This window comes from Pseudomonas sp. BF-R-30, assembly GCF_019956175.1.
Lineage (GTDB): Bacteria > Pseudomonadota > Gammaproteobacteria > Pseudomonadales > Pseudomonadaceae > Aquipseudomonas > Aquipseudomonas jessenii.
On record NZ_JAHBDE010000022.1, the window covers coordinates 251,335 to 277,073 of the forward strand.

The window sequence follows — 25,739 nt, forward strand, 5'->3', positions numbered from 1 at the left end:
CTCTGAGTTAGCCATATTTTACTGTTGCCAAACGCGAATCAAGGATGTGCTTTGCACAAGCAAACATCAATCCGGTATCAAAAATTATGCGCAACAGCCACGCCCATGCTGAACCCTCGACACCATAGTTAATGGTAAGCCACCAGAGGGCTAGCATGAACATTGGAAACTCGACTAAATGTATCAGCGCTGTCCATCGAGCATGCCCACTGCTCTGAATCAAAGTAAATGGAATATGTGACAGACTATTAATCAGTATTCCGACTGCAAAGATCTGCAGGATTGTTGCACTCTGGTTGGCAAAATCCTCGTTAATCCACCGACGCATGATTTCGTGGGCGAAAAGTATCAGCACAACCACAATTGGTGTCATCGCAAGAAAAAGCCAGAGCAGAACTTTCTTGAAAAGTTCGCGCGTTTCTCCTCCGCCGCGACTGATCTGCGCGGCAAAGGTTGGGAATAGTACGGCTGTCAATGCAGCAGGGAATATCCAGAGTTTGGTAACAATCTCATTGGGTGTCGCGTAATACGTGACAGCTGCAGTCGAAACCAATGCCCCGATGATGAAACGATCAATGTAACCCATCAAAGGGCTTATGACATTGCTCACAGTTAACCAGCCACCATTGACGCATAACGGTCGAACCCAGGTTCGTTTGACAACCAGCCCCCTATACTCTTTCGGCAAAGAGCGAAAGGCATACCAAGCGTGCACGAGACACCCCAAGACTCGCCCCATAACAAGTACCCAGGCTATCAAGTCCAGTCTAGGCTCATCAATCCAGACCACCGCAGCCGGCCCGAGAAAAGTGAAAAGCCCCATGGGTATGCGAATCAAATTAATAATTCCGAAGGCTTGTCGCGCTTCGAGTACGCCGCGGAATCCTGATGTCAGAACAATGAATGGCATCGCAACAGCCATTGCGTACAGAGCACTAATAGCTTCGGACTTATTAGGAACATCCTTAATCTGATCAACAAGAACTGGCGCTATCAAAGCCATAATCAGACCCGCGCAAAGGCCAAGGACAAGCATAATGAGATAGGCGGTTCCTGTGATTGACGGTAAATCTTGTTTTTCATCACGTGACCATGTGATAGCGATCTGCTGGGTCAGTGCACGCCCTAGTCCAAAATCAAACAAACCGAAGTAGCTAACGACAGCCCAAATCAAGGTCAACAGTCCGAAGCGCTCAGGACCGAGCTCTGCTATTAAATACGGTATAGTAAAAATTGCCGCCAGCAACGGACCGCCAAGCCCAATTAAATTCAATAGAGAGTTACGCAATAACATTAACAAGCCTCCCCCCAATAAAAAGAAACACAATAGTTAAGTCGCAGCCTTCATTCCATAGGGGAAAATAGCTTTTTTGACACTTAATTCAAAACATATATAACCCTGCATTATTTGCTTTATGCCATCTAATTTTCTTACCAACAAGGAATTCGAATAACTCACACAAAATTTTTCACGACTGGATATACCTGAATAAAAATTCATACACCTAACAGGTACTAAGTACTGATAAAGCTAGAATCGCGATGCGCGACCTCGAGTTCATTCTGTTTATTGCGGTGTCGTCGCACTTCACCAAACTGTTGCTTAGCCCCGCCTCACCACCGCAAAAAATCGTACCTCTGATGAACACATAAATTTGCCGGATTCTACATGTTTCGGTGCCCACAGGGCTCAGAAGGGTTACGACCTCCTAAAATACTCGGTGAAACGGTTGCCCCACGAAAAGTCGAGGAGGATGGGGAGTTGGGCGGTAATTTCCTTCGCCCAATGTACCTTCCTGGATGTGGCGTTGGCTATTTTTAACTCCTACTCCCCTCAGTAAACGGTAGAGGAGGTGTGTTTAGGTCATGGCTAAACGTTTTTTAAGCATCAGACGAATCAGAGCGATGAAGAGACCAAGCATACCGCCAAGAACCACGCCAAGCGCCAGAATCAATGCCTTCCTGGGCTTGATGGCGGCATCCGGCATTTCGATATTACCATCTTGACGGAAGACCGCGACTCCTTCTGTGTCGAGTTTTACACCGGCATAAAGCTCGTATTGTTCCTGAAGGTCCCGCAGGTTGGGAATGAAGGGGTCGTCAGATTCGCGTGACTTAAGCACCTGCAATTCTGCTCGCAGCGCCTTGGCTCCGCGCATATACATCAAGCTATCACCCATAAATGCGGTGAACTCGCCGTCATTTCGCCCAGTAATCATCGAAGGTTTTTCAAGGCCAATTTCCTCGGCAACCTTCAGCGCCTCTTGCAGTTGAGTGATGCGGTCCTCACGACGAGCTTTGGCGGAATCCCGCTGGGTTTTTATCTGCCGCTCAATATTTCCGGCCTGCACAGAGAGTTCACTTTGAGCGTTTTTCAGCATTTCACCGAGGGATTGCCGAGCTATCAGGTCGATATAGCGTTTGGCCCAATCCGCAGCTTGGCCTGGGTCGTGACGCTCAATAACAATGGTATAGCGATCTGGCTGACTTTTGTCTAACGCCTTGACGCTTAGTGATCCAGAAAACTCCATGTAGAGCCTATCCAGAGAACTTGAACGCTGCTCTTCGTCCAGTGAAGGCAAGTAAATTTCCTTGAAGAATTGACGGCGAACTTCCTCGGTTTGCAGGTTACGAGTGAAAACAGCATATACATCGTTGACCGAAAAAAGCGTCAGTCCACGCAACCCATTCCGTCCCTGGTTGAAGCCAGCAATGTTACTCAGCGAGGGCGGTAGTACAGAAATACGCGCCTCGTAAACCGGCTTACTGAGAAACGCATAAAAGGCGGCACCAGCAGTGATCGTCAAGGTGATCAGTATGATTAGCCACTTTTGCATCCATAAGCTCAGCAGCAGTTCAACCAAGTCAGTCTCATCATCCTTAAGAGTCCGACGGGGGGAAATATCATTAGTCACAGTCGATCCATATTTTATTGAGTAGTCTTGTTTAAGCAGGTTTTATTGAGTAGTCTTGTTCAAGCAGATAACAGTCTTAAGCTCTGATCGCCCGCACAAAAAACTCCGGCATTACCTTATGCGCGCGAAACCGAGGGTGATTTTCCAATGGCTCGAACCTTCCTTATCGCACTTTAGTGGGTCTTCGTCGTGCCATTCAGGGCGCTGAGTAATGATCTCGTTGTACAGGTGCAGGCAAATATCACAACTCATGGCCACCACCATGGCCTCGCCATTCTGTGCCTGATTGTGCTCCTCGAAGTGCGCCACCAGATCGGTGGCCACACTCTCAATACAAGGCTCGGCGCCTCTACTTTTTCCAGCGCCCACCCAAAGTCTTTTCAGACGGGACTGCTGCCCCTCCACCTCGTCTTCGGCCAGCAAATCGACTTCTTCATCGATATGCGCCAACGCAGCAGCCACCAAGGGGGCGCATAAGCTCTACTCTGTTCACCCACGGGCTTTGGCATAGAGCTTTGCATAACAGCGTTCAAAACACCACCCCCACCTCTTCATAACGACTCAAGCGGCTTTCCCAGAATGGGGTCAGCATGCCGTACTCAAACACTTTTGTTTTGACTGTTTCGACCAACTGTTTCATCGACTCGGAGCGCTCGCTAAGCGCGTCAATGATGAACCCGATTCTGATCGACAACTCCTTAGTAAGCGTCCGGCGAAGTCACCTACCCGATCCCGGCGATAAAGGCGATGGTGTCCACTTAAAAATGCGTGGACACCATCGTCCTTATCGTCAAGATTACCATGCGCCAACGACCCTCTTATCCCAAACCCTTTAAAGCCCAGATCATCAAGGAATGCCTGCAGCCTGGCGTGTCGATGGCTAGGGAAACTCTGAAGAAGACTTCCTGATTTTGGCAAAATACCCAGACTCCACCCGCCGAGTTTTTCGATGAAGCAAATGACTTTCGCCGATGCCGAGTACGCCGGCAAACGCAGGCAGACCCTTAAAGAGTTGTTCCCGATCGAGATGGATCGGGTGGTGCCGTGGAAGGGTTTGATTATTCTGATCGAGCGGTACTACCCGAAGGGGGATGGTGGTCGTCCGCCCCATCAGCTGATGGCGATGCTACGTGTCCATCTGATGCAAAACTGGTTCGGCTACAGCGATCCAACAATGGAAGAGGCACTGTATGAGACGACTATTCTGCGCCAGCTTGCTGGGCTGAGCCTGGAGCGCATTCCCGACGAAACCACCATCCTCAACTTCCGTCGTCTGCTGGAAAAGCACGAGTTGGCGGCAGGGATTCTGGGCGTGATCAATGGCTAGCTGGGTGATCGCGGCCTGTCGTTGCGCCAGGGCACCATCGTCGATCCCACGCTGATTCATGCGCTGAGTTCGACCAAGAGCCAGGACGGCAAGCGCGACCCGGAAATGCACCAGGCAAAGAAAGGCAATCAATGGTACTTCGGCATGAAGGCCCATATCGGTGTGGATGACGAGTCGGGCCTGGTGCATAGCGTGGTGGGCACGGCGGCCAATGTGGCAGTTGTTACGCAGGTCGATAAGCTGCTGTACGGCGACGAAAGCGTGGTCTGTGCCGATGCCGGTTATACCGGAGTGGAGAAACGCCCCGAGCATGAAGGTCGCGAGGTCATCTTGCAGTCGAATCTGTGGATGGCCCGCCGACATTTACTGAGCAATGCAGGAGAGGTGCGCCTGTAACCTGGGGAATAGCCGCAGCGAGGTGCTCGCTCCGGCTAAAAAGTCAGGAGTGAGTGATCTGAGCGTTTTGGATCGACTCGCCACTTTCAAAATCGGCGGTGGCTGAAGTCAGCCAGAAACACATGGCTACTTCAGACCATCCCTAGCGTAGCCTTGCGCCACGGCATCAAAACCGACCTCGTTCGTAAATGGATACCTGCTTATCGTGAACGTCAGGCGCCGGCGTTGTCCGCTTTCGTTCCGATGAAACTAGAGTCCCGAACCCAGCCCGATCAGCAAATGTCTGTCAGCATCGTGGTTCCTTTTGTGCAGCAAAAACTCACCGTGAAGTGGCCATTCTCAGATCCTGATGCAGCCAGCGAAAAACACTGATCCGAGCACCGGTTCCCGCGCAGGTAATCGACAAGGGTATCCCGACCGCAGGACTGCTGGCCCATGTCATGTTGGCGAAGTTCGCTGACCACTTGCCGCTGTACCGGCAGGAGAAAATCTTTGGCCGCTCCGGGCTGATGATCGCTCGCTCGACGCTGGCGTAGTGGGTTGAACAAACTGGCGTACAGCTTCACACCATGGCATTGCCGCCAAGTTGTGAAGCTGAGTCATGGTGGGACGGATGCGGCCGCTAATCTTGAGATCTACGCACCTGCGTTGCCCAAGGGATGTGCAATTTGCCAATGTGGACGATGTATAGCCGGGTGCCCAATGGCGCTTTGCTGGCCACTGCCTCCTTCGCGCATAGTCTGTTCACCAGTCCCCGTCGTGACCGGCACTAGAACGCCGACCATTCCGCAGTCTACTTCCTGAATCCGCGAGGCTCTAGAAAAAGGGAGTTTATCTAAATCGAACCCGCACGAGTCTGGCGTGCAAAATTAAAAATTATGGGAAAATGCGTCTAAAATGGTAGCCGTAGGAATAACCATAATTGCAGTTTGCGGCATCGCTTTAATTCTAGCCATTCCACTCGGAAATATGGCTGGAGTTAGAATGAACTCAGGTCGATTTACGCATATTGATGGGATGCGTGCCATCGAGGCAATTATGGTAGTTTGCTCACACTATTTAATTCATGCGCACCTACTTGAGGGTTAGCCTGTATCATCGCCGTTTCAGGTGGCATTTGGGACTGTGGGTGTGCAAATCTTCTTTTGCATCACTGGCTTCCTTTTTACGCGTAAAGCAATGAGCGGACAGATAAATATATCGGAGCTTATCTCTTCGCAGCACTTCATGATGTCAAGGTAATCGAAGATTGCGCCCAGGCACATGGTGCGAAGTATAAGGGACGCCCCATAGGTTCCATTGGTTATATAGGTGCTGGTCGTTTTGCCAGGACAAAATTATGACCACTGGAGGGGAGGGTGGGATGGTCATGACGAATGACCGCACCCTCTGGTTGAAAATGTGGGAATTCAAAGATCATGGCAAGAGCTGGGAAGCCATTTACGAACGAGCCCATCAACCAGGCTTCCGGTGATTGCATGAGAGCTTTGGTACGAACTGAGCGGTCATAGGTCGGATTCAGCTTCGTCACGTGGCGCAGTGGCGTGCTAGCCGAATCAATTATGCGGAACGTATTTGGTCGCAGGCTCGTGAGCTTAAAGGTTTGCGTGCTCCAGCGGTTTTCGAAAACTATGCTCACGCTGCCTATAAATGCTACGTGTTCGTAGAGCCGCAGCAGTTGAAGGCTGACTGGAACCGAGACCGTGTTCTGTCCGAGATTTCTGCTCTTGGCGTTCCATGTTTTTCGGGTTCTTGCTCTGAGGTGTACCTCGAGAAAGCTTTCGACGATACGGGCTGGCGTCCAGAAGTACGACTAGCTATTGCGAAAGAGCTGGGGTGAGACAAGCTTGATGTTTTTGGTACACCCGACGTTGACTGAAGCCGAAATCGAAAGGACTTGCGAGTCGATTCTTGCTGATGGGGAAAAGGGGGATGGCGAAAAACCGCCTGATATTCGCAATATCTGATCCCCTTCTCCTCACGGTTTTCAGTTCTTGCCGGTAGTATCGGTCGAGGCCTGCATTCCTTGTACACGCCCTGTGATGGTGATTTAGCTCCCTTATGGCGCTACCGCTTTCAATGTTTTGAACCAGATAAGTTATTTCAAAGTTACGAGAGCGTCGGAGACGTACGCTCGTCAGCATGATCAATGGGTGAGCGGTTAGAGGTGTACGACGGAGTTATGGATAAACTGCGCAAACTGTTGCTTGAGCTGCCACGCGGTCAAAAAGGCTCATTCAGGTCACGGCCGACGTCATTCTCATGTGGGTAGCGTTGTGGTTGGCGTTTCTGGTTCGCCTTGGCATTGATGATTTGGTCAATCCACTGCTCGTCCATTCCTGGCGTTTTTTGAGTGCCCCGGTCGTCGCAATCCCGTTGTTTATCCGATTTGGCATGTATCGCGCTGTCATGCGCTGATTCGGCAACGATGCGTTGATTGCGATCATCAAGGCGGTCAGCTTGTCGTCACTGATTCTTGGTGTAGTTGTTTATTGGTACGGCATTCACCAAAACGTCGTCCCACGCTCAATCATTTTCAACTACTGGTGGTTGAGTCTGATCATGATCGGCGGGCTTCGCCTAGGCATGCGTCAGTACTTCTTGGACGACTGGTTCAGTGCGGCTCAGCATGTCCCGTTTACCAATCGGGACGATGGCTTGCCGAAAGTTTCCATTTACGGTGCGGGCTCAGCCGGTAACCGGTTGGTCGCCGCCTTGCGGATGGGGCGCGTCATGCGCCCGGTGGCGTTTATCGATGACGATAGTGGGATTGCCGACAGGGTTATTTCTGGTTTGCAAGTCTATAAACCCAAGCATATCAAGCAAATGATCGATAACACCGGGGCTCAGGAAGTCCTGCTGGTCATCCCTTCGTCAAACCGTGGGCGGCGGCGTGAAATTCTTGGTTATCTCGAAGGTTTCCCGCTTCACGTTGGAAGCGTTCCCGGTTTCATGGGCCTGGCCAGCGGACGGGTAAAGGTCGACGACATCCAGGAAGTGGACATCGCTGACCTCTTGGGCCGGGATACGGTTCCGGCCCAGGGCGACTTGCTTGAACATTGCATCAAGGGACAGTCTGTTCTTGTCACCGGGGCCGGTGGCTCCATCAGTTCAGAGTTATGCCGACAGATTCTTGCCCTACATCCAACTACGCTGCTGTTGTTCGAGCACGGTGAGTTCAATCTCTACAGCATCTTGTCCGAGCTTTAGCAACGGGTTGCCCGTGAGTCTTTGTCTGTACGTTTATTGCCTATTCTCGGTTCCGTGCGCAATCCGGAGAAGTTGCTCGACGTGATGAAAACGTGGCGTGTAGACACTGTCTACCATGCCGCCGCGTATAAACATGTGCCGATGGTTGACCTACCAATGTCATGGGCAGTACCAAGCGCCTTGCGGAATTGACGTAGCAAGCGCTGAGTCGTGAGTTGGCTCCGGTGTTGTTCGCAGATACGAGTAATGTTTCGCGTGTGAACAAAACACGCTTCACCATGGTACGGTTTGGTAACGTCCTGGGATCGTCGGGTTCGGTCATTCCGTTGTTTCACAAACAGATCAAGTCGGGCGGTTCGCTGACGGTCACGCATCCGAAGATCACTCGATACTTCATGACCATCCCTGAAGCGGCACAGCTGGTGATCCAGGCGGGCTCCATGGGACAGGGCGGTGATGTCTTTGCCCTGGACATGGGCGAGCCGGTGAGGATCGTCGAGCTGGCCGAGAAGATGATCCATTTGTCCGGCCTGAGCGTGCGCTCGGAAAAAAAACTGCATGGCGACATCGCTATCGAGTTCACCGGGCTGCGTCCGGGCGAGAAGCTTTACGAAGAGTTGCTGATCGGTGACAACGTGGCGGCCACACAGCACCCGATGATCATGACGGCCAGCGAGGATCACCTGTCCTGGGATTTGCTGAAGGGCAAGTTGAGCGAGTTGCTCGCGGCGGTGGATCAGGACGACTATACGCGCGTCCGCCAGCTGTTGCGTGACACTGTCAGCGGCTACACCCCGGACGGTGAGATCGTTGACTGGATCTACCAGCAGCGCCGCCTGGAACCCTGATTGTTTCATATCCAGTAACGTACACATTTTTGACAGTTCAATAGCATCGCCTAAGTTTGGAGAGCGGCTTCGGAAAAGCTGCTTTCTCAAACGATGGCATGGAGCTTCACTAATGCGTACAAGCAGTTTCTACTCTCTGGTATTCGCCCTTCTCACCAGCGCCTCTCTTACGGCAATCGCCGCACCTGCCAAGGCTCCTGAGGTGACGAATGCGCCTCTGGCGCAGGATGTGGCCGTCAAGGCACCATCCGGCAAAGTCGATCTCAATAGTGCTGATGTATCTACGCTGCAACGTGAGCTGGCTGGGGTGGGCGAGGCCAAAGCGAAAGCAATTGTTGCTTATCGTGAAAGTAATGGTGCGTTTGCGTCAGTTGACGAATTGCTGGAAGTGAAGGGTATCGGCAAAGCGCTTCTGGATAGAAACCGCGACAGGATCGAGGTGAACTAACGGCGAGACTGGACGACAAAGGTCGATCATTGATCGGCCTTTGTCTGTAGCGAGAGTTATGCTCGGCGGGCCAGCCGCAGTACTTGAATGGTTTGTCGGTTACCCGAAATCAGGCAAAGTACAGGTTCGCGTTGTTCAGCAGGGTCGCCAATCAGACATCGCTTTGATCGACTTTCGGGTTGGTTCGACGCATGAAAGTCCTGTCGCTCAGTCACCGTTGAATGCGCACTGTTCATCCGCCCACCATTTATCGGTCGGCCCGTAGTACCGTTCATTCCATCGCAGAGGTTCGGCGCGGTTTTGCGTTGATTCAGGGTCTACTCTCTCATTCTGGCTTGGGCACCGACGAGAGCCGACCGCTTCGTGGATATGGAAAATTACGACTATCATATTACGTTTGAATTATGCGTATAATAAATACCGCTTGCGTCGAAGTGCCTTGGCGTCAGGCGTCCTTCAGCATTCTCCAGGAGCACCGTCATGAATTCAGTTCAGTCCCAAGGTACGGCCCTCGTCACCGGCGCTTCTTCAGGTATCGGGGCGGTTTACGCTGAGCGGTTGGCAGCCCGTGGTTTTGATTTGTTGCTGGTGGCTCGCGACGAGCCGCGGCTGGAGGCGGCAGCGAGTAAGCTGCGCTCCGAGCATGGGATCAAGGTCGAAGTGCTGAAGGCGGATCTCACCCAGAAGGAAGACGTGCTGCAACTCGAACAGCGGTTACGCAGCGATTCGAGTATCAGCCTGTTGCTCAATAACGCCGGTGTGGCGGCGGACGGGCTGTTGGCCAATGCCGATACCAATCAACTGGAGCGAATGATTCAGTTGAATATCACCGCAGTCACGCGATTGGCCTCGGCGGCTGCGGCCAGCTTTACCAAGGCCGGGCGCGGCACGATCATCAATATCGCATCGGTGGTGGCATTGTTTCCCGAGCGTTTCAACGCGACGTACAGCGCCAGCAAGGCCTACGTATTGAGCTTGACTCAATCGTTGAACGCAGAGCTGGATGGCACCGGAGTGAAGATCCAGGCGGTGCTGCCGGGTGTGACACGAACCGAGATCTGGGAGCGCTCCGGTATCGATGCTTCACAAATTCCAGCGGAAATGGTGATGGAGGCGGGTGAAATGGTCGATGCTGCGTTGTCGGGTCTGGATCAGGGTGAATTGATCACTATCCCTTCGTTGCCCGATGCGGCGGATTGGGATGCGTTCGTGGCGGCGCGTCATGTAATGGCGCCTAACCTTTCCAAAAGCAAGGCCGCTGCCCGTTATCGGTAAGCGCCATCAATCGGCTTGAGGTGTATTTGGTATGAGTGATCGTCGAGTAGTTGTAACGGGCATGGGCCTGGTGTCACCACTGGGGAGCGGTGTCGAAGCAGTCTGGGCGCGGCTGTTGGCCGGGCGTTCCGGGCTGCGCAATTTACCGCAAGAGGTGGTTGCCGATCTGCCGGCCAAGGTTGGCGGTGCAGTGCCTGCTCTGGCTGACGATCCGGAGGCGGGGTTCGATCCGGACCGGGCAACCTCACCCAAGGAGCAGAAGAAGATGGACCGCTTCATCCTGTTCGCCATGGAAGCGGCGCGTCAGGCACTGGAGCAAGCCGGTTGGCAAGCGCTGGATGCCAATGCCCAGGAGCGCACGGCCACCATCATCGGTTCAGGTGTAGGTGGTTTCGGCGCGATTGCCGAGGCGGTTCGCACCACCGATAGCCGTGGTCCGAGACGTTTGTCTCCATTCACTATCCCTTCATTTCTGGTCAACCTCGCGGCAGGTCATGTCTCGATCCAGCATGGTTTCAAGGGGCCATTAGGCGCGCCGGTCACGGCATGCGCCGCCGGGGTTCAGGCGATTGGTGACGCGGCGCGGCTGATCCGTACGGGGGAGGCGGATATCGCGGTGTGCGGCGGTGCGGAAGCGGCGATCGACCGGGTCAGCCTTGCCGGGTTTGCGGCTGCTCGCGCCTTGTCCAGCGCTTACAACGAAACGCCTGAGCGCGCTTCGCGACCGTTCGACAGTGGTCGTGATGGATTTGTCATGGGAGAAGGGGCCGGGCTGCTGGTCATCGAGTCTCTGGACCATGCGCTGGCCCGGGGCGCACACCCGCTGGCGGAGCTGGTCGGCTACGGCACCAGCGCCGATGCCTATCACCTGACCGCCGGCCCCGAGGACGGCAGCGGTGCGCGGCGAGCGATGTCGTTGGCGTTGGCACAAGCAGGTGTTTCACCGGCTCAGGTTCAGCATCTGAATGCGCATGCAACCTCGACTCCGGTGGGGGATCTGGGAGAGCTGGCGGCGATCAAGGCATTGTTCGGCGCGCAAAACGGCATCGCCGTGACATCGACCAAGTCGGCGACCGGGCATTTGCTCGGTGCAGCGGGTGGACTCGAAGCGATCTTTACCCTGCTGGCGATCCGCGACCAGATCGTGCCGGCGACCCTCAACTTCGAAAACCCGGACCCTGCCGCTGAAGGCGTGGACATCGTTCATGGCAATGCTCGGCCAATGGCCATCGAATACGCATTGTCCAACGGCTTCGGATTTGGCGGGGTCAATGCCAGTGTGCTGTTCAAGCGTTGGCAGGGTTAATCCTGCGCGTGTTTGAGGTGTTCGCGTGCGACGTCGAGAATCCGTTGGGAAAATTCGGCGTCGGCAACGCTGCGCGATAACAGCAAGGCGCCGACCAGCGTAGACATGATCACAATGCTGCGCTCGGCGGTCCGCTCTCCGTCAAGGGTGTGCTGGATCTGATCGAGTCGCGCCTGGAGCACGACGTCGCTGGTTGGACTCGGTTGACCACGCAGTCCCAGTTCCGAAGAAATGGTCAACAGCGGGCAGCCTTCCTGAGGTGAGGTTTGATGCCATTCGGACAGATAAGCGTCGATGAAGGATTCGAGTGGATGCTCCTCGGCGAAGATTTGCGCGCACAACTCGTCGACTTGTGCGCCAGCCTCTTGCAAGGCTTTCTCTACCAGTTCGTCTTTGGACTTGAAGTGCGAGTAAAAGCCACCGTGGGTCAAGCCCAGTGCTTTCATCAGGGGTTGCAGCCCGGTCGCGCCGATACCGTCGCGTCGAAATCGTGCTGAAGCTTCCTTGATTATGCGTTGGTGGGTCTGGGCTTTATGGTCCTGCGAGTAACGCATCTGATATCTCCGCATCAATGCGGACATATTAACCAATGAAAATTGCATGGTGACTGTACTTCTACTTCTAAAAAACATGCAGATGCTTCGATATGGGTCAAAAGCGGCATGATTTCAGGTGCTTTCACGCAAAAACAAACCCCGCCGTTCCAGGCGGGGTTTTCAGTCAGCGGTCCTGCGCTTCCTTGGCGTCCATTTCCGCATTGCGTTCGGCGACGCGCTTACGTTGCTCTTCGGTCAGTTCGACCTTGTTGGCGGTGTCGCGCAGCATCATCAGACCACCAACGATCGAGCCGATGGCAACGACCATAATTAACCAGGCATACCAGGGCATAGGACTCTCCTTGAAAGCAGGCGGGTTGGCGAGGGCTTGCCAACCGATCGTGCATACCACTTTGAGTGATGGGGTTTTGTCGCAGTTCCATCGCTATCACCCCCATTCTATGCCTGTTGTTTAAGGTTCACTCGAACGCTTTCAATGTCCGGTCAACATCGCATCCGCCGGTGCGTCGGCGCGTAATTGCGCAGTGAGCATGAAGTACAGGAAACCGGCCGCCATGAAGCCCAGGAAGATCAGGCCGATCAGCGTGTTGAACCAGGCCATCGCCACCAGGCACACCACCGCCAGTATCAGTGCAATGAACGGCAGCAGCGGGTAGCACGGGGCGCGGAAGGTGCGTTCCAGGTTCGGCTCGGTTTTACGCAGTTTGAACAGGCTGAGCATGCTCATGATGTACATCACGATGGCGCCGAACACGGCCATGGTGATCATCGCGGCGGTCAGTGTCATGCCGCCGAGGTTGATCAGGCCGTCGCTGTAGATGGCTGCAATGCCGATTACACCGCCGGCGATGATTGCCCGATGCGGGGTTTGAAAGCGTGACAATCTGGCCAGGGAGGAAGGCAGGTAACCGGCCCGGGCGAGGGCGAAGAACTGCCGCGAATAGCCAAGGATGATCCCGTGGAAGCTCGCCACCAGGCCGAACAGGCCGATCCACACCAGCATGTGCAGCCAGCCCGAGCTTTCGCCGACCACGGTTTTCATTGCCTGCGGCAGCGGGTCGTTGATGTTCGACAGGGTGCGCCAGTCACCGACACCACCGGCGAAGAACATCACACCCATCGCCAGCAGCACAAGGGTCAGAATACCGCTGATGTAAGCCTTGGGAATCGTGCGTTTCGGGTCCTTGGCTTCTTCGGCGGCCATGGCTGCGCCTTCGATGGCGAGGAAGAACCAGATGGCAAAGGGGATGGCCGCGAACATCCCGGCGATCGCCGGAGCACCGAACACGTCGGAGCCGGCCCAGCCATTGAGCGCGAAGTTGCTGAAGCTGAATGCCGGGGCGACCACGCCCATGAACACCAGCAATTCAGCGACCGCCAACACGCAGACCACCAGTTCGAAGGTCGCCGCCAGTTTCACGCCGAGGATGTTGAGGCCCATGAATACGAGGTAGGCACCGACTGCCGCGTGTTTCGGGTCCAGGGCGGGAAACTGGACATTGAGGTAGGCGCCGATGGCTAGGGCAATCGCCGGTGGGGCGAAGACGAATTCGATCAGTGTCGCCAGCCCGGCGATCAAACCGCCTTTTTCGCCAAAGGCGCGACGACTGTAGGCAAAGGGACCGCCAGCGTGAGGAATGGCGGTGGTCAGTTCGGTGAAGCTGAAAATGAAGCAGGTGTACATGGTGGCGACCATGAATGAAGTCACCAGAAAACCCAAGGTTCCGGCCACGCCCCAACCATAGCTCCAGCCGAAATACTCTCCGGAAATCACCAGCCCGACCGCAATGCCCCACAGGTGCAAGGTGCCCAGCGTGGGTTTGAGTTGTGTGTTCATGGGTTTGCTCCCTGAGTGGTTTGGAAAGCTCAGGGGAGGCCAGTGCAGTGGGCGTGCCATTTCACGATTGCACGTCGTAATGGACTGAAAGCTGTCGTATCGGGGATGTTCGCCACTGGATGCGCAAATATTGTGCGTCAGTCAGGGGCGCGCCGGTTTCAAATGCGGCTTTCGCGAGCAAGCCCGCATACCCGCTCCCCACACCGCTGCAACGCGCAGGTTTGGTATTTCAATGCCGGTGCGGGCAGCGGTTGATATTCAGGCTTGCAGATTGAGGCACTCGCGCAACGCCGTTTGCCAGTCTGGTTGACTGACACCCCAGTCGCGTTGCAAGCGACTGCAATCCAGGCGCGAGTTGAGCGGCCGGGCTGCGGGTGTCGGGTAGTCGCTGGACGGGATCGGTAACAGGTCGGCGCAGGGCTTGCCCTGTTCTCGCAGCGCTTCACCGATCGCCTGGGCAAAGCCGAACCAGGAGGTCTCACCTTGAGCGCTCAGGTGATAAGTACCCCAGTTGGCAACCTGACCCGTCTGCCAGCGTTCAATCAGGGCAAGGGTGCTATTGGCGATTGTACCGGCCCATGTAGGTGCACCGATTTGATCGGCGACTACACGTAGCTCAGGTTTCTCTTGCAGCAAACGTTGCATCGTCAGCAGAAAGTTGCGGCCATGAGTTGAGTAGACCCAACTGGTACGCAGGATCAGGTGTTTACCTTGCACGTCCCTGACGGCCTGTTCACCGGCCAGTTTGCTCTTGCCGTACACCCCAAGCGGATTTGGTGTGTCGTCCTCGTTGTAAGGCCCGTCTTTCGTCCCGTCGAATACATAGTCCGTGGAGTAATGTATCAACGGGATGTCGAGAGCCAGTGCTTCTTCGGCAAGGATTCCGGGAGCTACGGCGTTAATGGAAAAGGCTGATTGCGGTTCACTTTCTGCCAGATCAACCGCGGTATGGGCCGCCGCGTTGATGATCAGATCGGGTCGAATGTTTTGCACTTGACGGCGAATCTGATCGGGCTGCGCGAGATCGAGCTGATCGCGACCCAATACGAGCAGTTCGCCGACAGCCCCCAGCCGCTGTTGCAATTCATGGGAAACCTGACCGTGTCGGCCATTGATGAGTATTTTCACGGGAACAGTCCAGTCTCGTTACCGGGCGAATCGTGCTCGCACAGGTTCATTGCTCTTCCCCTGCCAGCTTGGCCAGGTACTGGCCATACCCGGTTTTGCCAAAGTACCGGGCGCGCTCCATCAACTGTTCGCGATTGATCCAGGCATTTTCATAGGCGATCTCTTCGAGACAGGCGACTTTGAGACCCTGGCGGTGTTCGATGGTCTGCACGTACTGAGAGGCTTCGAGCAAGCTATCGTGGGTGCCGGTGTCGAGCCAGGCGAAACCTCGACCAAAACGCTCGACCTGCAGATCGCCACGTTGCAGATAGGCATTGTTGACGTCTGTGATTTCCAGCTCGCCGCGAGGCGAAGGTTTCACCGCCTTGGCGATCTCGATCACATCGTTGTCGTAGAAGTACAGGCCGGTAACGGCATAACTGGATTTCGGTGCTTTCGGTTTTTCTTCGATCGAAAGGGCACGGCCATCGCTGTCGAAATCAATCACGCCGAAGCGCTCGGGGTCCTTGACCCAGTAGCCGAACACGGTGGCACCGGAGGTGCGTTTTGCCGCGTTCTGCAATTGTTCGCCAAAGTGCTGACCATGGAAGATGTTGTCGCCCAGGATCAGGCACACAGGGTCATCGCCAATGAACTCTTCGCCAATCAGAAAGGCCTGGGCCAGACCGTCCGGTGATGGCTGCTCGGCAAAGCTGAAATTCACCCCGAACTGGCTGCCGTCACCCAGCAGATTGCGATATTGGGGCAGATCCTGCGGGGTGGAGATCAGCAGAATATCCTTGATGCCGGCCAGCATCAGCACCGAAATCGGATAGTAGATCATGGGCTTGTCGTAGACCGGCAACAGCTGTTTCGACACTCCAAGCGTAATCGGGTGCAGGCGCGTGCCCGAGCCACCCGCCAAAACGATGCCTTTCATCATGCGAGCAGCTCCTTGGGATTGATGGCGCCAAGGCGTTCGCCCTGATAGCTGCCGTCTTGAACGCGGCGGCACCATTCCAGATTGTCCAGGTACCATTGAACGGTTTTGCGCAGGCCGGTTTCGAAGGTCTCTTCGGGCACCCAGCCCAGTTCGCGTTCAATCTTGCTGGCGTCGATTGCGTAGCGCAGGTCATGCCCAGGGCGATCCTGGACGAACGTGATCAGGTCGGCGTAATGCGCAACGCCCTCGGGCTTGTGCGGTGCCAATTCTTCGAGCAGGGCGCAGATGCCACGCACCACGTCGATGTTCTTTTGTTCGTTATGCCCGCCGATGTTGTAAGTCTCGCCGACGGTGCCGGTGGTCACCACTTTGAGCAGCGCACGGGCGTGATCCTCGACGAACAGCCAGTCGCGAACCTGCAGGCCATTGCCATACACCGGCAGCGGCTTGCCGGCCAACGCATTGAGGATGACCAGCGGAATCAGTTTCTCGGGGAAGTGGAACGGCCCGTAATTGTTCGAGCAATTGGTCAGCAGCACCGGCAAGCCATAGGTCCGTTGCCAGGCGCGGACCAGATGGTCGGACGCTGCCTTGCTGGCGGAGTAGGGCGAGCTCGGCGCGTAGGGCGTCGTTTCCGTGAACAGATCATCGACACCGTGCAGGTCGCCGTAAACCTCGTCAGTGGAAATGTGATGAAAGCGGAAGGCGCTTTTCTCAGGTTCCGGGAGGGCTTGCCAATAGGTTCGGGCGGCTTCGAGCAGGCTGTAGGTGCCGACAATGTTGGTCTGGATGAATTCCGATGGCCCGTCGATGGAACGATCGACGTGGGACTCCGCTGCCAGGTGCATGATCGCGTGAGGCTGAAAGCGCGCCAGCACTGCACTGACGGTCGCCTGATCGACAATATCGGCCTGAACGAACTCGTAGCGAGTGTCGTTGGCAATGCTGGTCAGCGACTCGAGATTGCCGGCATACGTCAGTTTGTCCAGGTTGAGCACTTCATGCTCAGTGTGTTGAATCAGCTCGCGGACAAGGGCCGAGCCTATGAAACCGGCTCCGCCGGTAATAAGGATACGCACGTTGGGCCAGCCTTCTTCAGTAATGCGAATAGAGGTAGCTTGCAGGCGCAAGCGGGGAGGTGCAAGAGATCCTGACCCCATTCGGTTGCGTCGCGTCATTTGGGCTGGATTATCCATGACTTGCAGCCTTCACTCACTACTCGCGCGCACAATTTAGAGTGCTATGTGCGACGCCCCGCCGTTTTTCTCCTTTCTGGAGCGCCTTCGCGCACCCTGTAACCCCGGCGTAAACCCACTCTTTACGCATTCTTTATGCCCCGCCCGCACCCTCGATCTCGTTCCTTTACAGCCTCCTTCCCGACAATGACTCCACACGCGGCAATACGCCGTAACACGGAGAACTTCCATGAGCGTTCTGGATGGGGTGTCGCTGCTGCTGGCAGTGGGGCTGTTCATTTATCTGTTGGTTGCGCTGCTGCGCGCGGACCGGAACTAGGAGCGGCTATGCACAGTTATGACTATTGGCTGATCCTCGGTTTTTTTGCCCTGGTTTTGGTCCCGGCGCCGTTTCTCGGGCGCTTCTACTACAAGGTGATGGAGGGGCAGCGCACCTGGCTGACGCCGATTCTCGGTCCGGTCGAACGTGGTTGTTATCGTCTGGCCGGCGTCGATCCGCAAGCCGAACAGAGCTGGCAGAAATACGCCCTGGCCTTGATTGCCTTCAACCTCGCGGGTTTCCTGCTGCTGTTCACGATCCTGTTGTTCCAGGACCTCCTGCCGCTCAACCCGCAGAACCTGCCGGGTCAGGAGTGGACGCTGGCGTTCAACACCGCCGTCAGCTTCATGACCAACACCAACTGGCAGGCCTACAGCGGCGAAGCGTCCCTGAGCTACTTGAGCCAGATGGCTGGCCTCACCGTGCAGAACTTCGTCAGCGCCGCCACCGGTCTGGCGGTACTGGTCGCGCTGTGTCGCGGCATCGGCCGCAAATCCACCCGGACTCTGGGCAACTTCTGGGTCGACATGACCCGTGCCACCCTCTACGGCTTGCTGCCGCTGTGCCTGCTGCTGGCGCTGTACCTGGTCTGGCAGGGCGTGCCGCAAACTTTCGCGCAGTACGTGAATGCAGTGACTATGCAGGGTGTTGACCAAGTGATTCCGCTGGGACCGGCTGCCAGTCAGATTGCGATCAAGCAATTGGGCACCAACGGTGGTGGCTTCTTCGGCGTGAACTCGGCGCATCCGTTCGAGAACCCGACGGCGTGGAGCAACCTGTTCGAAGTGGCCTCGATCATCCTGATCCCGGTGGCACTGGTGTTCACCTTCGGTCACTACGTAAAGGACCTGCGTCAGAGTCGCGCGATCATCGCCTGCATGCTGGCGCTGTTCCTGATCGGCGGCGCGACCTCGCTGTGGGCTGAACACCAACCTAACCCTGCCTTGAACAACGTCGCTGTCGAGCAGACCGCGCCGCTGGAAGGCAAGGAAGCGCGTTTCGGCACCACCGCCACCGTGCTTTGGTCGGTGACCACCACGTCCGCGTCGAACGGTTCGGTGAACGGCATGCACGACAGCCTCAACCCACTGAGCGGCATGGTGGCCCTGGTCAACATGATGGTCGGCGAAGTGATCTTCGGCGGCGTTGGCGCAGGGCTCTACGGCATGTTGCTCAACGTGCTGATCGCGGTGTTCCTCGCCGGCCTGATGATCGGCCGCACTCCGGAATACCTCGGCAAGAAACTGCAGGCCAGGGAGGTGCAATTGCTGGTGGTGACCCTGATGGTCATGCCGATTGGCGTACTGGTGCTCGGCGCGATCGCCGCCAGCCTGCCAGGCCCGGTGGCTGCGGTGAGCAACCCTGGGCCTCACGGATTCAGTCAGCTGCTCTACGCCTACACCTCGGCCAGTGCCAACAACGGTTCCGCTTTCGCTGGCTTCGGCGCCAATACCCCCTTCCACAACCTGATGCTGGGCCTGGGCATGTTGATCGGTCGCTTCGGCTACATCCTCCCGGTCCTGGCCCTGGCCGGCAGCCTGGCGCTGAAGAAAACCGCCCCGATCGGGCAGAACAGCTTCCCGACCCACGGCCCGCTGTTCGTGACCCTGCTGACCGTGACCATTTTGCTGGTGGGTGGATTGACCTTCCTGCCGACTTTGGCACTGGGCCCAATCGCTGAACATCTGGGTATGGCTGCTTTTGGGTTAAAGAGCTAAGGAGCTGATGATGAATATGCCCGTAACCAAAACCGTCGCCGCCAAGGCACCGGAACAAACTAAAACCGCGATCTCGGCCCTGTGGCGCCCGGCGCTGCTGCAAGCCTTCGTCAAGCTCGACCCAAGGCAATTGCAGCGTGCGCCGGTGATGCTGGTGGTCGAACTGACGGCGATCCTGACCACCGTGCTGTGCTTCATTCCCGACACCGCAGTGCCGACTTTCGTCGCCGCGCAAATCGCTGTGTGGCTGTGGTTCACCGTCTTGTTCGCCAACTTCGCCGAGGCCTTGGCCGAAGGTCGCGGCAAGGCCCGCGCCGACAGCCTCAAGGCCGGCAGCGAAGGCCTCGGTGCCCGGCGCAGGACCGGCAACGGCAGCTTTCAGGTGGTGCCCGCCGCTAGCCTGCGAAAAGGGGATGTGGTGCGCGTCGAAGCCGGGGAGATGATCCCCGGTGACGGCGAGGTGATCGAAGGCATCGCGGCGGTCAACGAAGCGGCGATTACCGGTGAATCGGCCCCCGTGATTCGCGAGTCCGGTGGCGACCGTTCGGCCGTCACCGGCAACACTCGGCTGGTGTCCGACTGGCTGCTGGTGAAGATTACCGCCAACCCCGGTGAGTCGACCCTGGACCGCATGATCGCCCTGGTCGAAGGCGCCAAGCGCCAGAAAACCCCGAACGAAGTGGCGCTCGATATCCTGCTGATCGGCCTGACCCTGATCTTCCTGCTGGTGGTCGTCACCCTGCAACCGTTCGCCCACTTCGCCAATGGCAGCCTGCCGCTGGTGTTCCTGGTGGCGCTGTTGGTCACGTTGATTCCGACCACCATCGGCGGCTTGCTGTCGGCCATCGGTATCGCCGGTATGGATCGCCTGGTGCGCCTGAACGTGATCGCCAAGTCCGGTCGTGCGGTGGAAGCGGCGGGGGACGTGCACGTCCTGCTGCTGGACAAGACCGGCACCATCACCTTCGGTAACCGTCGTTGCTCGGCGGTGTATGCCGCGCCTGGCGTGACAGCCGGGGAGTTGGCCGAAGGCGCGTTGCTGGCCTCGCTGGCCGACGACACTGCGGAAGGCAAGTCGATCGTCGAGTACTTGCGCGGCACCCATCCGCAACCGGAACCGTCCGCTGAAGTGCTGACAGCCGTGCCATTCAGTGCCGAAACCCGCTTGTCCGGTGTTGACTATCAGGGGCGCGTGTACCGCAAGGGCGCGGTGGATTCGTTGCTGGCGTTCGTTGGCCTCAAGCGTGCTGACCTGGCACCGGCCCTGTCCCGTGAAATCGACAAGATCGCCCAAAGCGGCGGCACCCCGTTGCTGGTGTGTGCCGACGGCAAGTTGCTCGGGGCGATCCACCTCAAGGACGTGGTCAAGCCCGGTATCCGCGAGCGTTTCGCCGAGTTGCGCAAACTGGGGATCCGCACCGTCATGGTCACCGGCGACAACCCGTTGACCGCCGCTGCCATCGCCGCTGAGGCGGGTGTGGACGATGTGTTGGCCGAAGCCACGCCGGAGAAAAAACTGGCGCGCATTCGTCACGAGCAAAACGACGGTCGTCTGGTCGCCATGTGCGGCGACGGCGCCAACGACGCCCCGGCCCTGGCCCAGGCGGACGTCGGCATGGCGATGAACGACGGCACGCAGGCGGCCCGTGAAGCGGCCAACATGGTCGACCTCGACAGCGACCCGACCAAGCTGCTGGACGTGGTGCAGATTGGCAAGGAGTTACTGGTCACCCGCGGTGCGCTGACGACCTTTTCCATCGCCAACGACGTGGCCAAGTATTTCGCAATCCTGCCGGCGCTGTTCGCCGCGATCTATCCGCAACTGGGCGTGCTCAATGTGATGCACCTGAGCAGCCCGCAGAGCGCGATTCTCTCGGCGATCGTGTTTAACGCCCTGATCATTGTGGTGCTGATTCCGCTGGCGCTGCGAGGTGTGCGGGTTCATGCGGCGAGTGCGGCAGCGTTGTTGCGGCGCAATCTGTTGATCTACGGCCTGGGCGGGATTCTGGTGCCGTTCGTGGGGATCAAGGCGATCGACATGCTGTTGACGGCGTTGCATCTGGTTTGACTGAACACCCCCCTGTAGGAGCGAGCTCGCTCGCGATGGTGGTTAACGATAACGAGTGCTTCCTGACTGTACGCGGCGCTCTCAATTGCATCGCGAGCAAGCTCGCTCCTACAGGTTTTTCCTGTGAATTCGAGGATTTTCAAATGTCCACATTGATACGCCCGGCCCTGAGCCTGCTGGTCCTGATGACGCTGATCACCGGCGTCGCTTATCCACTGGTGGTCACCGGCGTGGCCCAAGTCGCATTCCCGGATCAGGCCAACGGCAGCCTGGTGCGGGATGCCGAGGGCAAGGTCCGCGGGTCCTCTCTGATCGCTCAGGATTTCGTTGGCGACGCCTGGTTCCACCCGCGCCCTTCGGCCGGTGCCTTTGCTACCGTGTCGAGCAGTGCCAGCAACCTGTCGCCGAGCAACCCGGCGCTGGCGATGCGGGTGATCGACGATGCCAGCAAACTGCTGGTGCCAGGCCAGGGACCTGTGCCATTGGCGCTGGTCACTACGTCCGGCAGCGGTCTCGATCCGCACTTGCCACCGGCGGCGATTGCCTATCAACTGGCGCGTGTCGCGACGGCGCGCAATTTGCCGGTAGCGACCCTGCAACAACTGCTGGACGCCCACGTCGAGCAGCCATTGGTAGGTCCGCCGGTGGTGAATGTGCTTGAGTTGAATCTGGCGCTGGAAAACCTGTAGATCGGCGACGCAGCCATTCGCGAGCAGGCTCGCTCCCACAGGAGTATGCATTCCAGCTTGTGGGAGCGAGCCTGCTCGCGAAGGCGTCAGAACAATCGCTATATCAATTCCAGAAAAAAAGAGAGCCTCATACATGAGCAACTCCGGCCGCGCCGACGCGCTGTTAGCAGACCTGCCCCGCGATGGCCGTGGCCGGCTCAAAGTGTTTCTCGGTGCCGCGCCGGGTGTCGGCAAGACCTACGCCATGCTGCAAGCGGCCCATACCCAGTTACGCCAAGGGGTGAAAGTCATTGCCGGCGTCGTCGAAACCCACGGCCGGGCCGAAACCGAAGCACTGCTCGGCGGCTTGTCGCAGCAGCCGTTGGTACGATCCGAATACCGTGGCGTGATGCTCGAAGAAATGGACCTCGACGGTCTGCTCCTCGCCAAGCCGAAGCTGGTGCTGGTCGACGAACTGGCGCACACCAACGCACCCGGCAGTCGTCACGAAAAACGCTGGCAGGACATTCAGGAACTGCTCGCCGCCGGCATCGATGTGTACACCACGGTCAACGTCCAGCATCTGGAAAGCCTCAACGATCAGGTGCGCGGCATCACCGGCGTGCAGGTCCGCGAAACCCTGCCGGACTGGGTATTGCAGGAAGCCTACGAACTGCTGCTGATCGACTTGCCACCACGGGAACTGCTGGAGCGATTGCGCGATGGCAAGGTCTATGTGCCGGAGCAGGCGCGGGCGGCCATCGATGCGTTTTTTTCCCAGACCAACCTGACGGCCCTGCGCGAACTGGCGATGCAAACCGCGGCGGCTCAAGTCGATAACGATCTGGCCCAAGGGTATCGTCAGTTGGGGCAAGCGGCGCCGGCCGTGCGCGGGCGTTTGCTGGTAGGGGTCGACGGCGATGCCCAGGCCGAGCGCCTGGTGCGTCATGCCAGTCGCGTGGCCCAGCGGCGGCACCTGCCCTGGAGCCTGGTGCACGTGGACAACGGCAGCGTGCGTGACGAGCAGTCCCGCCTGCGCCTGCAAAGCGCCCAGCAACTGGCCGAGCGCCTGGGCGGCGAAGTGGTGTTGCTGCGCGCCGGTGAAGTGGCGAAAACCTTGATCCAGCATGCCGCCGAACGCCGCGCCAGCCTGGTGCTGGTGGGCCAGTCCCGGCCGCGTTTGCGCCGACGTCTGTTCGGTGGCGGGCTGGCGGCGCGTCTGCTGCGTAATGCGCGCGGGCTGGAAATCAACGTTCTCGACAGCGATCACCAACCGCATCAACCCAATCAGCGGTCGATGCATTCACTGGTCTGGTTCGACTACGCATTGGCCGTGGTGGCGACGATTTCGGCCAGCGCTCTGGCCTGGGCCGTGGCGAGCGTACTGCCACTGCCGAACATCTCCCTGGTGTTCCTTGCGGCGGTATTGCTGGTGGCGGTGCGCAGCAGTCTCGGGCCGGCGCTGGCCTGTGCGGTGCTGTCGTTCCTGACCTATGACTTCCTGTTCATTCCGCCGAATTTCTCTTTCAGCATCCAGCGCGAAGAAGACGTGCTGACCTTACTGTTTTTCCTGCTGATGGCGGCCCTCACCGGCAACCTCGCGGCGCGCCAGCGCAGGCAATTGCAGGCACTGCGCGATACCCAGGAAGAGACCACCGAACTGCTCGACCTGTCACGTAAACTGACCGCCGCCACCGACCGCCAGGCCGTGGTCAGCGGGGCTGCCCAGCACCTCAACGGTTGGAGCGACGTGCAACTGTGCCTGCTCAATCGCGACGGGCAAAACGGCTGGAAAGTCGAAACCGGTGGCCCACTGGAGTTCACCGAAGCTGAGCGCGCCGCCGCCGATTGGGCCTGGCAGCACGATCAACCCGCGGGTGCGGGCACCGGCACCTTGCCGTTCGGTCGCTGGTGGTGGTGGCCATTGTCGGTGGACGACGGCCCGCTGGCGTTGCTCGGCGTGTGCGCCAGGGAAGGCCAGACCCTGAGCGGCCAACGCCGACGCTTGTTGACCGCGCTGACCCAACCGCTGGCCCAGGCGCTGGCCCGGGCGCAACTGGCCGATGATCTGGAAGCGGCTCGGCTGCACGGCGAAACCGAGCAATTGCGCAGTGCCTTGCTGGCTTCGGTGTCCCACGATTTACGCACACCGTTGACATCCATGCGCGGCAGTATCGATAGCCTGCTGGCCCTGGGTGAAGCGATCCCGCTGGAGGATCGACGTGAACTGCTCGAAGGCACCCGCGATGAAGCCGAGCGCCTGGACCGGTACATTCAAAACCTGCTTGACATGACCCGGCTCGGCCACGGTGCCCTGAAGCTGGCGCGGGACTGGGTATCGCCGGCAGACATCGTCGGCAGTGCGCTCAACCGGCTGCGGACAGTCCTTGCGCCGTTGCAGGTCAGCACCGACGTGCCAGCCGAGTTACCGTTGCTGTTCGTGCATGCCGCGCTGATCGAGCAGGCACTGATCAATGTGCTGGAAAACGCCGCGCGGTTTTCGCCGTCCCACGGGCGTTTGCAATTGTGCGCAGGGGCTGATGACAGTGAGCTGTTTTTCTCGGTCAGCGATGAGGGCCCGGGGATTCCGGAGGAGGATCGGGCGAAGATTTTCGACATGTTCTACACCGCGGCGCGGGGTGATCGCGGCGGGCAGGGTACCGGGCTGGGGCTGGCGATTTGTCAGGGCATGGTCGGTGCCCATGGCGGGCGTATCAGCGTCGCCGACGGCATCGAGGGGCGCGGCACCTGCATCACGTTGCACCTGCCGCTGCAGGCTCAGCCGGGATACGAAAGTGAAGCCTGATCGCGCTTGCGCTACTCTCTTGCCACTTCTTTGTGTTGATGTGAATTCATGAGCCAGACCGCGACCATTTTGGTCATTGACGACGAACCGCAGATCCGCAAATTCCTGCGCATCAGCCTCGCTTCCCAGGGCTACAAAGTGCTGGAGGCGGGCACCGGCAGTGAGGGACTGGCGCAAGCTGCGTTGAACAAACCGGACTTGCTGGTACTCGATCTCGGCTTGCCGGACATGGACGGCCAACAGGTATTGCGCGATTTTCGCGAATGGTCGACGGTGCCGGTACTGGTGCTCTCCGTGCGCGCCAGTGAAGGGCAGAAAGTCGAGGCCCTGGATGGCGGCGCCAATGACTATGTGACCAAGCCATTCGGCATTCAGGAGTTCCTGGCGCGGATCCGTGCGTTATTGCGCCAGGCGCCCGCAGGCGAGGTGCAACAAGCGGAGCTGAACTTCGGTCCGTTGACGGTCGACCTGGCGTATCGCCGGGTGCTGCTCGACGATGTCGAAGTCGCACTGACTCGCAAGGAGTACGCCGTGCTGGCGCAACTGGCGCGGCATCCCGGGCGGGTGATCACCCAGCAGCAATTGCTCAAGGACATCTGGGGGCCGACTCACACCGAAGACACTCACTACCTGCGCATCGTGGTCGGGCATTTGCGCCAGAAACTGGCGGATGACCCGACCCGGCCACGGTTCATCGTGACCGAGGCTGGGGTGGGGTATCGGTTGTTGAGTGAGGGCAACCTTTAGGTTCTGTGCTGAATGAACCGGCCTCATCGCGAGCAGGCTCGCTCCCAC

18 protein-coding genes and 5 pseudogenes are annotated in these 25,739 nt (G+C 57.7%); 14 read left to right on the forward strand and 9 right to left on the reverse strand.

All coding sequences use genetic code 11. The features are described from left to right. Positions 1–7 precede the first annotated feature (7 nt). The 3 genes and pseudogenes from KGB20_RS13880 to KGB20_RS13890 all read right to left on the reverse strand — a co-directional run. Positions 8–1,294: a flippase gene (locus tag KGB20_RS13880; RefSeq protein ID WP_223532555.1), complete on the reverse strand. Its 1,287-nt coding sequence runs from the start codon at positions 1,292–1,294 to the stop codon at positions 8–10. A gap of 565 nt (positions 1,295–1,859) precedes the next feature. Continuing rightward, a complete protein-coding gene (locus KGB20_RS13885) occupies positions 1,860–2,864 on the reverse strand; it encodes an LPS O-antigen chain length determinant protein WzzB (protein WP_263293078.1) in 1,005 nt (334 codons plus the stop codon). A 222-nt stretch (positions 2,865–3,086) separates the two neighbouring features. After that, positions 3,087–3,365, reverse strand: a pseudogene (locus KGB20_RS13890) (hypothetical protein); the annotation flags it as partial. Between the two features lie 499 nt (positions 3,366–3,864). Between KGB20_RS13890 and KGB20_RS13895 the strand changes: the two are divergent. The 8 genes and pseudogenes from KGB20_RS13895 (at position 3,865) to fabF (ending at position 11,725) form a co-directional block, all read left to right on the forward strand. Next, positions 3,865–4,638 (forward strand): annotated as a pseudogene (locus tag KGB20_RS13895) (IS5 family transposase). Positions 4,639–4,791: 153 nt separating this feature from the next. Continuing rightward, positions 4,792–5,010, forward strand: coding sequence for a hypothetical protein (locus KGB20_RS13900; protein ID WP_223532559.1), 219 nt, complete (start codon positions 4,792–4,794; stop codon positions 5,008–5,010). Further along, positions 4,989–5,171: pseudogene (locus tag KGB20_RS13905) on the forward strand (IS66 family transposase); the annotation flags it as partial. The gene KGB20_RS13900 and the pseudogene KGB20_RS13905, both read left to right, overlap by 22 nt. Positions 5,172–5,855: 684 nt before the next feature. Then, positions 5,856–6,605, forward strand: a pseudogene (locus KGB20_RS13910) (DegT/DnrJ/EryC1/StrS family aminotransferase); the annotation flags it as partial. A gap of 215 nt (positions 6,606–6,820) precedes the next feature. Then, positions 6,821–8,696: pseudogene (locus KGB20_RS13915) on the forward strand (polysaccharide biosynthesis protein). Between the two features lie 112 nt (positions 8,697–8,808). After that, a complete protein-coding gene (locus KGB20_RS13920) occupies positions 8,809–9,144 on the forward strand; it encodes a ComEA family DNA-binding protein (protein ID WP_154910834.1) in 336 nt (111 codons plus the stop codon). Positions 9,145–9,624: 480 nt separating this feature from the next. Further along, positions 9,625–10,419, forward strand: coding sequence for an SDR family NAD(P)-dependent oxidoreductase (locus tag KGB20_RS13925; RefSeq protein ID WP_154910833.1), 795 nt, complete (start codon positions 9,625–9,627; stop codon positions 10,417–10,419). Between the two features lie 31 nt (positions 10,420–10,450). Then, positions 10,451–11,725: a beta-ketoacyl-ACP synthase II gene (fabF, locus tag KGB20_RS13930; RefSeq protein ID WP_223532561.1), complete on the forward strand. Its 1,275-nt coding sequence runs from the start codon at positions 10,451–10,453 to the stop codon at positions 11,723–11,725. Here the strand turns inward: fabF and KGB20_RS13935 are convergent. The 6 genes from KGB20_RS13935 to rfbB form a co-directional block, all read right to left on the reverse strand. Beyond that, positions 11,722–12,279 (reverse strand): TetR/AcrR family transcriptional regulator, encoded by a 558-nt coding sequence (locus KGB20_RS13935; protein ID WP_223532563.1) that lies wholly within the window; start codon positions 12,277–12,279, stop codon positions 11,722–11,724. The two genes, fabF and KGB20_RS13935, sit on opposite strands and share 4 nt — an antisense overlap. 166 nt (positions 12,280–12,445) lie before the next feature. After that, positions 12,446–12,613, reverse strand: coding sequence for a DUF2897 family protein (locus KGB20_RS13940; protein WP_223532565.1), 168 nt, complete (start codon positions 12,611–12,613; stop codon positions 12,446–12,448). Between the two features lie 141 nt (positions 12,614–12,754). Further along, entirely contained in the window at positions 12,755–14,119 is a 1,365-nt protein-coding gene (eat, locus tag KGB20_RS13945) for an ethanolamine permease (protein WP_223532567.1), read from the reverse strand. A 258-nt stretch (positions 14,120–14,377) separates the two neighbouring features. Beyond that, complete coding sequence (rfbD, locus tag KGB20_RS13950) at positions 14,378–15,247, reverse strand: dTDP-4-dehydrorhamnose reductase (RefSeq protein ID WP_223532568.1); 870 nt, start codon at positions 15,245–15,247, stop codon at positions 14,378–14,380. A gap of 46 nt (positions 15,248–15,293) precedes the next feature. Next, complete coding sequence (rfbA, locus tag KGB20_RS13955; protein ID WP_057713789.1) at positions 15,294–16,169, reverse strand: glucose-1-phosphate thymidylyltransferase RfbA; 876 nt, start codon at positions 16,167–16,169, stop codon at positions 15,294–15,296. After that, positions 16,166–17,248, reverse strand: coding sequence for a dTDP-glucose 4,6-dehydratase (gene rfbB / locus KGB20_RS13960; protein ID WP_223532570.1), 1,083 nt, complete (start codon positions 17,246–17,248; stop codon positions 16,166–16,168). Before rfbB ends, rfbA begins: the two co-directional genes overlap by 4 nt. A 346-nt stretch (positions 17,249–17,594) precedes the next feature. Between rfbB and kdpF the strand changes: the two genes are divergently transcribed. The 6 genes from kdpF (at position 17,595) to KGB20_RS13990 (ending at position 25,691) form a co-directional block, all read left to right on the forward strand. Beyond that, entirely contained in the window at positions 17,595–17,684 is a 90-nt protein-coding gene (gene kdpF, locus KGB20_RS13965; RefSeq protein ID WP_007899818.1) for a K(+)-transporting ATPase subunit F, read from the forward strand. 8 nt (positions 17,685–17,692) lie between these two features. Further along, a complete protein-coding gene (gene kdpA, locus KGB20_RS13970; RefSeq protein WP_223532572.1) occupies positions 17,693–19,402 on the forward strand; it encodes a potassium-transporting ATPase subunit KdpA in 1,710 nt (569 codons plus the stop codon). A 10-nt stretch (positions 19,403–19,412) separates the two neighbouring features. Further along, entirely contained in the window at positions 19,413–21,470 is a 2,058-nt protein-coding gene (gene kdpB, locus KGB20_RS13975; protein WP_223532574.1) for a potassium-transporting ATPase subunit KdpB, read from the forward strand. 143 nt (positions 21,471–21,613) lie between these two features. Continuing rightward, positions 21,614–22,159 (forward strand): potassium-transporting ATPase subunit KdpC, encoded by a 546-nt coding sequence (kdpC, locus tag KGB20_RS13980; protein ID WP_223532576.1) that lies wholly within the window; start codon positions 21,614–21,616, stop codon positions 22,157–22,159. A 133-nt stretch (positions 22,160–22,292) separates the two neighbouring features. Beyond that, positions 22,293–24,944 (forward strand): sensor histidine kinase, encoded by a 2,652-nt coding sequence (locus KGB20_RS13985; protein WP_223532578.1) that lies wholly within the window; start codon positions 22,293–22,295, stop codon positions 24,942–24,944. A 48-nt stretch (positions 24,945–24,992) separates the two neighbouring features. Then, complete coding sequence (locus KGB20_RS13990) at positions 24,993–25,691, forward strand: response regulator (protein WP_150812271.1); 699 nt, start codon at positions 24,993–24,995, stop codon at positions 25,689–25,691. Positions 25,692–25,739 lie beyond the last annotated feature (48 nt).